Genomic DNA, 8,891 nt, shown 5'->3' on the forward strand with positions numbered 1-8,891 from the left:
GCCCGGACCCACCGCGGCCGCGCCAGGGCCGGCTGGCGCCGCCTCGAACGCGAGCCGGGTTTCCGCGCCCCGCACAGCTGGCGCTGACCTCACACAAGAAGAGCGCGGACGGCGCCCTGCAGGCGCTGGTCGACGCCGCGCACGGTCTGAGGGAGCAGCTCGCGGACGACATCGTCGTACGGGCCGGCTTCGAGCTGTGCGGCGGCCCTGCCCGCAGTGAGGGCGCCGATCTGTGGCGGCACTGGCAGCACTGGATCGAGGACACGCTGGGGCGGGCCGAGAGGGAGAACCTGCTTGCCGACGGGGTGTCATCGTGAGGGGCCGCGGCCACCACCATGGCGGCGACCATGGGATTCGAGGTGCTCGGCGGCCGGGGCCGGAGGGCTCTCCGAGAAGACGGTGACCCGCTTCTGACCTGATACTGCCTCGCCTGGTCGGTGACGGGACGTCAGCCGTTTCCAGTGCGCCGTCCAGCCGGGAAGGGAAGGGAATGTACTGTTTTCTTCCGCTTCCGGTGGGGTCGGTTTCCCGGGACGTATGCTCTGCGCAGCGACTCCCTTTCCGCTTCCCTGTGCGCAGTCGATGTCGGCGCACTTGTCAATATCTTAGGTCGGCATTCTAGTGTTTCTTAGATTTAAACCAGCGTAGACAGTCCTTTAATTGACAATCTTTCAGCCCTGTTTTTAACTCGTTTCGCCCAAGCGGTCCGGCCTGTCAGGGCTTAGAGACTGATCACTCATGCGCGCATAGGGGAGACGCCATGGACATCTCTGTACTGGGCGGACTGACCGTCCGGGAAAACGGAGTCCCGATCACACCGACGGCGCCCAAGCCACGTCAGGTACTGGCCATGCTGGCGCTCCACGCCGATCAGGTCGTCTCCGTAGCATCACTGACCAAGGAGCTCTGGGGCGCCGCACCGCCGCGCAGCGCGCGCGCCACGCTGCAGACGTACGTGCTCCAGCTGCGGGAGTTGATCACTCTTGCCCTGAAGCGCGACGCCGAGGGCACACCGGCGCGCACCGCCAAGGACGTGCTCGTCACCGTGCCCGGCGGCTATCTGCTGAACATCTCGGGCGGTTCCAGCGACGTTCGCGAGTTCGAGCGGCTGGCCGGACTGGGCTACCGGGCCATGGACGCCGGTGACTTCCCCGGTGCGGCCCGGCAACTGCGCGAGGCCCTCTCGCTGTGGACCGGGGCTGCTTTCGCCGACGTGCAGGCCGGGGCACAACTGTCGATGGAGACCAGACGCCTGGAAGAGACCCGGCTGTGCGCCCTGGACCAGCGTATTGAGGCCGATCTGCGGCTGGGACGCCACCGGGAGCTGCTGGGTGAACTGTCCGTCCTGGTCAGCCGGTACCGTACGCACGAGACTCTGCACGGCCAGTTCATGCTCGCGCTGCACCGGTCCGGACGGCGCACCGAAGCCCTGGAGGTCTACCAGCGTCTGCGTCGGGCCCTGGTGCGTGAGCTCGGCCTGGAGCCGTCGGCGGGGCTGCGGCGGCTGCAGCGCTCCATCATGATGACCGGTCCCGAGATGGCGCAGGACGCCCCGGTGTCGGCGCTCAGCGGGGAACGCATGATCCGGGTGGGCTGACGGCTGCTCGGCCGGGCCCGCGAGAACGGAGGGCTGCGCACGGGCCGGGGCTGGAGGCGGAGGGAGCCTGAGTCTCTCCTCGCCGCCACCGTCTGCGGCATCGAGGTGCTGTCCGGGGCCGGGCATGGCCTATACCGAAATCAGCCGTTTTCCAGGCGCGTCGCGGGGCCGCCGTTGTCGGCACCGGTACCGCCCGGGGACGAGCCCCGCTACTGGACCGATCCGCCCCGCCGTCGTACGTCCCGGTGCTCGTGTCCCACTCGACCACGTTCCCGTGCCGGGACGGAAATCCTGGAGCTGGAGTATCGCCATGCTCAGTGACCGCCGGCTCCCGCCATGGCGGCGCCCGCCGCGTTCCCGGCCGATCCCGTGACCGGCGTCGTGCCGATTCTCGCGGACGTGCTTCTGTTCAAGCCCGAGAAGACCGGCCCCCGGCAGTCGTTCCCGATTCCTGGGCCTCGACCCGTTGCCGACCGTGGAGTTCGTGGCGGCCGTCGACCGCGGCTACCGCACGAAGGAGCGCAGCGGCGTGCTCCACGACCCCCGAGCCCGGCCGCGCACATCGCTCGGCTCACCGGCCTGCGGTCCGCGCCGATGGACGTCGAGGCGCTCCTCGACGCCGTCGCGACGACCTGCTCACGGTCGACGGGGCCCTCGCCCTGCTGTCGCGACGCGGCTGAGGCGATCGGATGACCGGTCTGTGGCTGTCCGGTGTGGAGATCGACTGGGCCGCACCGGGGACCGCCGGCGGCTGCCGGCCTCTCGTGGCACCTCTGCCGGGCTCGGTATTCCTGCGCCGGCCGCTGTGGCTGGACGGGCCGCAACCACAGGAGCGGCGAGGATGAGCACCGCCGTGGAACCGGCGCCCCGGACGATCAGACTGCGGTTCTGCCCGAACGACGGGCTCGCACCGGGAGCAGCCGCCACCCTTGCCGCGCACTGGCTGGACGAGCACGAGCGGAAGACCGCCGAACAGTCCCTGTTCGAGCGAGACCGTCGGCAGTACCTCGTCTCGCACGTGCTGGTGCGCCGTGTCCTGGCCCTCGAATGCGGTAGACCCGAAAGCGAGTCGGTCATCCGGCGCTCCTCACGCGGTCGGCCCTTCCTGCGGAAACCGGCGGGCTCCCGCGCGGCGGGCCTGAGCCGGACTTCAACCTCTCCCACGCGGGCGGACACAACCTGCTGGGTGTGGTCCGCCACCACCGCATCGGCGTGGACGTCGTGCAGCGATCGCGGTGACCGGGGGCTCGGCACGATCGTGCAGACCTTCGCCCCCGAGGAGCGGGAGTGGGTCGCGCAAGTGGGGCCGGGGCGGGCCAGGGACGTGCGGATCCTGCGGCTGTGGACGCTGAAGGAGGCGTATTCCAAGGCGCGCGGCATGGGACTCGGGTTGTCGTTCGACACGTTCTCCTTCGAACTGGCGGAGGACCGCGGAGTGCTGGGTTTCCGGCCCCCGGACGACGATCCGGCCTGGCGGTGGCGGTTCATGGAACTGGAGCCGGCGCCGGGGTGCCGGCCGCCGTCGCCGTCATGGCGGACGATGGCGAGGAGCTGGTCCTGGAACTGCACTGTGGGTTTCCATGGGTGCGGTCCGCACCTCGCGTGCTGACGGTTCCGGGAACCGCGCGGGCCGTGCGCTGAGCGGCGAGTGCGGCACCTCGTCGAGCGATCCTCGAACACTCCTCCAGCGGCACGGCCCACGGTGAGGCTCTTGCCGCCAAGCCGCAGAAGGAGAAGTCCGTCATGGCGCCGGGTGAGCACATGCATCAAGGGTCGTGGTCGATCGAGGTGGCCGCCCCGGCCGGGGTCGTCTACGGCCTGATCGCGGACGCGGAGCGCTGGCCGCTGTTCCTCCCTCCGGTCGTGCATGTCGAACGCCTCGACTTCGACGGGCGAGAGGACCGGCTGCACACGTGGTCGGTGGTGGACGGCCGGATCCGCTCGTGGTTCTCCCGGTGTGTGCAGGACCCGTCGGCCCGCCGGGTCGAGTGCCGGCAGATCGACCCGCAGCCGCCGGTGCGGACGATGAGCGGGGTATGGCGTGTCGAGGAGCGCGGTCCGGCCGCCTGCCGACTGGTGCTGCAGCACGAGTTCACCCTGCTGGACGACCGGCCCGAGAGCGCGGCGTGGGCTGAGCGGGTCGTCGACGCCGACAGCCGGGCCTGTCTGGCGCGGCTGAAGCATCTTGCGGAGCGCTGGCCGGTACTGGACGAGTTGGTCCTCTCCTTCGAGGACGAGGTCCGGGTCAATGGGCCGGCCGAGCTGGTCCACGACTTCCTGTATCGGGCGGAGGACTGGGCGAGGGCCCTCGCCCATGTGGAGCGGGTTGATCTCGTCGAGGACCAGCCCGGGGTGCAGCGAATGGCGATGGACACGCGGGGCGCCGACGGAGCGGTGCACACCACCGAGTCGGTACGGGTGTGCTTCCCACACGCGGGTCGCCTCGTCCACAAGCAGACAGTCACACCGGCGCTGGTGGCCGCGCACACCGGAGAGTGGCAGGTGGTGCCGGACGCCTACGGCGTCACGGTCGTCTCCCAGCACAGCGTAGTCGTCCGCGACGAGGCCATCGAGCAGGTCCTCGGCCCCGGTGCCGACCTCGCCCGGGCCCGCCGTCACCTGCGTGAGGCCCTCGGCCGTCACTCCCTGGCCGTCCTCGGCCTCGCCCGCCACCGCGCCGAAACAGCCATTGAACTGCTCCACGCGGCCTGAAACGCGCCCGGACAGGGATCAGTCTGCGCCCGCTCACGGCCCGGCGCGACACGCTTCGGCCGCGAACGCGGCCGGAGCCGCTCCGGGGCCTGATCGCGGTCGGCATCAGCCGCAACGAACGGATCGGCGCCGACACCGGGCCCGCCAGGTACCGGCTGGGCCTTTGGCTGCTGAGCCGCCACCTGGGCACGCCCGCCGAGCCGCGCGCCCTGGAGGGGCTGACCGAAGGGGCGCGGGCCGCCGAGATGCTGAAGCTGCGGACTCTCAAGGGGCCATGGCAAGGCCCTCGGCCAGGGACTGCGCATCGGCTTCACCGAGTTCGGCTTCGCCCCCGACGGCGCACCGGCCGCCCGCGGGGAGTGGTCCTTCGCCGCGCACCGGGTCCCGGACCGCTGTCCGCTGAGCATGGCCTGCCACGGCGCGGGCCCGGACACCTTGCACGACATCGCCCTGCGCACCATGCTCGGCGAGGGCCTCACGGAGGCCCTCGCGGAGTTGCCCGGCCGAGAGCCGCCCGGGGAGCGCTGAAGGCACGCTTGAGGAAAACGCCGCGTCGCGCGTGTACTACTACCGTGCTGAGAAGGCTGCCCGTCATCGCCTGTGCGCGGTCGGCCACACGTACGCGACCGGAGCGCGGGTTCAGGTCGGCCGGACCTGACGGACGCGGTTCGCACGAGACGTGAGAGGGGAAAGGGGCCGGGCCCCGACGTCGATGACCGACGACCGTGATGCCTTCGACCGCTTCGCCGATGTGCCGATGACCGTGGTTGTCGACCCCGGACAGCCGCCCTACGACGCCCCGCCCGTCCTGGAGCTGCGCGGCCCCCTGATCAGGGGCCGCGTGGCGGCGGCGCTCGACCATGCCTCGGCGGGCACCCTGGGAGGCCGACGCTGGCGCCACCGGCTGCAGCGCCTCGGCCCCGATCACCACCTGCTGCACGTGGAGGCGGCCGCTCCCCCCGTGCCCGACGACGGTCACGTCCCTGCCGACGCCTTCCCTGCCGGGCTCGTCGCGGACCTGCTCACCGCCCGCGACAAGCCCGGTGCCCCGCTCGGTCCGGCCCAACTCACTTTGCTGCGGCGTCGCGAGGCCGCACCCGACGCCCACCCCATCGGCGTGCTGGATGTGGCCGAGCCGCTCGACCCGGCGACGGTGAGCAGCGCTCTGAACAGGCTCGTCCGGTGCCATCCGCTGCTCGGCGCCCGCATCGACACCGAGGCCCGCGGTGGCATTCACGCCGCCCCACCCGGATACGAGGCCGAGTGCACGGTCGCCGACGTCACCCGGGCCCGCGAGGCGCAGGCGATCGCCGACGCGGGCCGCCGTCTCGATCCCTCAGCCGGCCGCACCTTGGGCGTCGTACTCCTGCGCAAGCGGCGCAGGCTCGCGGTCGTCGCCCATGAACTCGTCGTCGACCAGACCTCGCTGGGCATCCTCATGGCCGACCTCGAAGTCCTGCTGACCCGGCCGGACGAGGCGCTCGCGGAGGAGGAGGTGCGCTACCCCGACTGGGTCGCCTCTCTGCCCGCCATGGCCGCCGACCCCCGCGAGACCGGTCGCTGGTGTGCCGTCGCCGAGCGCCGCGCCACCGCCTCCGCGTTCCGCCCTCGCGCGCCCCTCCCGGGCACCGCGCCCGTGCGGCACCCCGGCTTCGTCCTGCGCAAGGCGGCCACCGCGCGTTTGACCGGTGCCCTGCCCCGTCGGCTCGGGCTCACCCCGGTCCAGCTGCTCACCGGCGCCCTGGGCCTGGCCCTCGCCCGGTGGCGCGGTACCGGGCAGGCCTCCTTCGACGTACGCACCGACGGGCGTCAGGACAGCCCCGCCCTCGCCCGGACCGTCGGGCCGCTCGACGAGACCGAGCCCGTGGTGCTCGATGCAGCCCCGGACGGCGACGCGAGGGACTTCGTCGACCGGGCCGCCCGGCGCCTGGCCACCGTCGGCCGCGCTTCGTTCGGTGCGTGCCGCGAGCACGCGCCCGACTCCGCGGTCCGGCTCCTCCTGCGCGAACTCGTGCCCGTCCTGGTGCGATTCACCCCCGATGCGGACGACCGGCCCGGCCCCCGGGCACCCCGCACCGCCGTCCCGTACGCGCTCGACATCGCCGCACGGGTGCGCGGCGGCCGGCTGTGCATCGGACTCGACTGGCTGCCCGCCCCCCACGACGGCATCACCGATGAGTCGGTCGGCCGCCTCCTCGCCGTACTGCGCGACGTCCTGCAGGAGCTGGCCGAGGGCGCCGGCGCGCCGTCCGCCTCGGCGCGCACGGTCGCCGCGAGCCCGTTGCAGCGCGAACTCCTCGCCGACGCCGAGGCGCACCCCGGCACCGGTCGCCAGATCGAGCAGCTCAGCTGGACCTGGCACGGGCCGCTGGACACCGCGCGTTTCGCCGCGGCCTGGCAGTCCGTCTTCGACCGCGAGGCCGTGCTGAGATCGTCCTTCGAGGACGGGCCCGAGCCCCGGATCGTCATCCACGACCGGGTCGTGTCCGAGGTGGTACGACTGGCCCACTCGGATGCGTGCTGGTCCGACGTCCTCACCGGCGACCGGCGGCGAGGCATCGACCCGCGTTCGCCGGGGCCGCTGCGGGTCACCCTGCTCGACGGCCCGCCCGTCGACAATGTGCCTGTGCCCCCCACGAGAGTGCTGCTCACCTACCACCACGCGCTGCTCGACACCTGGAGCGTGCGCCTGCTCCTGGAGGAGTTCTACCGCGCCTACCTGGCGGGCGGCACGCTGCCCGGCGGCGACCGGCGCCCCGATGTGCGCGACCACGCGGACTGGCTTGCCGGTCAGGACTGCACCGCCGCACGGGAGTTCTGGCTGCGTGCCGCGCCCGTGCCCGGCGCCGCGCCCTCCGTGTCCGCCTACGCGTCGGTGTCGCCCGCCGCCGAGGGACCGGGCACCGGCCGGGCCCGGCAGCGGCTCGCCCCCGCCGAAGCGGCCCGCCTCAGCGCGTGGGCGGCCCGGTGGGGCGCCACCGAGAGCAGTGCGCTGCAGGCCGCCTGGGCGCTGCTGCTGTACCGGGCCACGGGAGCCGAGGGCCCGATGCCGGTGCGCTTCAGCGTCGCGGTGCCCGGGCGGGGCATTCCGCTCGCCGGGGTGGAGCGCCTGCCCGGCGCCTTGCGCAACCCGGTGCCCGTATCGGTCGACGTGGACCCCGGCGCCACCGTGCCCGAACTCCTGACCGCCCTGCGCGACCGGGCCATCGACCTGGCACCGTACGAATGGGTCTCGGCCGGCCAGATCCACGGCTGGACGGGCACCGGCCGGACCGGACCGGCCGACGCCGCGCGCACCGCCGACAGCCTGCTCGTCTTCGAGAGCCAGCTCGACCCCCACGACGCACTCGAGCCGTCACTCGCCGCGCTCGGCATCCGCATGGAGGCCCCCGAGACCACGGGCGCCACGACCGCCTTCCCGATCACCCTGGTCTCGCACCGGGACGAAGCGGGCGGCCTGGTCCTGACCGCCGACCACGACCGTACGCGGCTCGCCGACGCCACCGGCGTACTGGCGCACTGCGTCCGCTTGCTGCGCGAACTCCCCGAGCGAGCCGACGATTTCACCACCATTGCCCGGTTCTTCGACGCCCTGCCCGAGGCGACGGACCCGGGCTCGGCCTTCATCACCCTGAGGCCCGGCACGGGTGGGGTGATCTGCCTGGTGCCCTCACCCGGCATCCCCTGGTCCTGGTACGCCCGGCTCTCCCGGCTGTACGCGGGCCCGGAGGCGCTGATCCTGCTGCGTCCCGCCCCCGAGGGGGCCCGAGCCTGGTACGAGGCGCTGCGTCCCGTGGCCGACGAGGGGCTGCTACTGGCGCTGGGTGCCTTCTCGGGCGGGGGAGCCGGCGCGTACGAGACGGCCCGCCTCGTCGCGGCGGACGGCGGCCGCCCGCCGCTGGTCGTGCTCACGGTCGGTGCCGGAAGCGACGACTCCGTACGCGGTCTGGCGCTCTTGCTGGACGGGGCGGTCCGGCGGACCGGCGGTCTCTGAGAGGCCGCCGACGTCCTCGGTCCGAGGGGCTACGCCGCTACGGTCGACGAGAGCGAGCCCACGTGGGTGTGCACCCGGTCGGTGATCCCACAGGTGGGGGTGCCCGGAGTGAACAGGGCTGCCACCCCGAGGTCGAGAAGCAGCGAGATGTCGGCTTCCGGGATGATGCCACCGCCGAACACCACGATGTCGTCGGCGTCCTGCTCGCGCAGGGCTTCCAGGGCCTCGGCGAAGAGCGTCATGTGAGCACCGGACAGCACGGACAGGCCGATGCCGTCGGCGTCCTCCTGAACGGCGGTGTCGACGATCTGGCGCGGAGTCTGGTGGAGTCCGGTGTAGATGACCTCGACCCCGGTGTCGCGCAGGGCGCGGGCGATCACCTTGGCACCGCGGTCATGGCCGTCGAGGCCGGGTTCGGCCACGACGATCCGGAGGGGGCGCTACTGCTGTCGTTGGACATCTGGCTTCCTCGGTTCAGAAGGCGTCGCTGGGCACGTACGTCCCCCAGATCTCCCGCAGCGCGTTGCACACCTCGCCCACCGTCGCCCGCGCCCGCAGCGCCTCGCGCATCGGGTACAGGACGTTGTC

The 8,891-nt window shown here is 72.5% G+C and carries 6 protein-coding genes and 1 pseudogene; 6 read left to right on the forward strand and 1 reads right to left on the reverse strand.

Going from position 1 to position 8,891, the window contains the following annotated elements:
* The 6 genes and pseudogenes from AB0I73_RS39015 to AB0I73_RS39040 all read left to right on the forward strand — a co-directional run.
* Nucleotides 1-87 (forward strand): annotated as a pseudogene (locus AB0I73_RS39015) (acyl-CoA carboxylase subunit epsilon); the annotation flags it as partial.
* Nucleotides 88-760: 673 nt separating this feature from the next.
* Nucleotides 761-1,597 (forward strand): AfsR/SARP family transcriptional regulator, encoded by an 837-nt coding sequence (locus AB0I73_RS39020; RefSeq protein WP_363045144.1) that lies wholly within the window; start codon nt 761-763, stop codon nt 1,595-1,597.
* 841 nt (nt 1,598-2,438) lie between these two features.
* Complete coding sequence (locus AB0I73_RS39025; RefSeq protein WP_363045145.1) at nt 2,439-3,206, forward strand: 4'-phosphopantetheinyl transferase superfamily protein; 768 nt, start codon at nt 2,439-2,441, stop codon at nt 3,204-3,206.
* A gap of 134 nt (nt 3,207-3,340) precedes the next feature.
* A complete protein-coding gene (locus AB0I73_RS39030) occupies nt 3,341-4,309 on the forward strand; it encodes an aromatase/cyclase (RefSeq protein ID WP_363045146.1) in 969 nt (322 codons plus the stop codon).
* Nucleotides 4,310-4,714: 405 nt separating this feature from the next.
* Nucleotides 4,715-4,837: a hypothetical protein gene (locus AB0I73_RS39035; protein ID WP_363045147.1), complete on the forward strand. Its 123-nt coding sequence runs from the start codon at nt 4,715-4,717 to the stop codon at nt 4,835-4,837.
* A gap of 184 nt (nt 4,838-5,021) precedes the next feature.
* Complete coding sequence (locus AB0I73_RS39040; RefSeq protein WP_363045148.1) at nt 5,022-8,303, forward strand: condensation domain-containing protein; 3,282 nt, start codon at nt 5,022-5,024, stop codon at nt 8,301-8,303.
* Between the two features lie 29 nt (nt 8,304-8,332).
* Here AB0I73_RS39040 and AB0I73_RS39045 read toward each other — a convergent pair whose 3' ends face one another.
* Complete coding sequence (locus AB0I73_RS39045; RefSeq protein ID WP_363045149.1) at nt 8,333-8,725, reverse strand: cobalamin B12-binding domain-containing protein; 393 nt, start codon at nt 8,723-8,725, stop codon at nt 8,333-8,335.
* Between the last annotated feature and the right edge of the window lie 166 nt (nt 8,726-8,891).

The organism is Streptomyces sp. NPDC050388, assembly GCF_040655635.1.
GTDB lineage: Bacteria > Actinomycetota > Actinomycetes > Streptomycetales > Streptomycetaceae > Streptomyces.

What these genes read in the sequence shown, in the direction of transcription:
- AB0I73_RS39020 (WP_363045144.1), top strand. Translation starts at nt 761, where the DNA reads ATGGACATCTCTGTACTGGGCGGACTGACCGTCCGGGAAAACGGAGTC.
- AB0I73_RS39025 (WP_363045145.1), top strand. Translation starts at nt 2,439, where the DNA reads ATGAGCACCGCCGTGGAACCGGCGCCCCGGACGATCAGACTGCGGTTC.
- AB0I73_RS39030 (WP_363045146.1), top strand. Translation starts at nt 3,341, where the DNA reads ATGGCGCCGGGTGAGCACATGCATCAAGGGTCGTGGTCGATCGAGGTG.
- AB0I73_RS39035 (WP_363045147.1), top strand. Translation starts at nt 4,715, where the DNA reads ATGGCCTGCCACGGCGCGGGCCCGGACACCTTGCACGACATCGCCCTG.
- AB0I73_RS39040 (WP_363045148.1), top strand. Translation starts at nt 5,022, where the DNA reads ATGACCGACGACCGTGATGCCTTCGACCGCTTCGCCGATGTGCCGATG.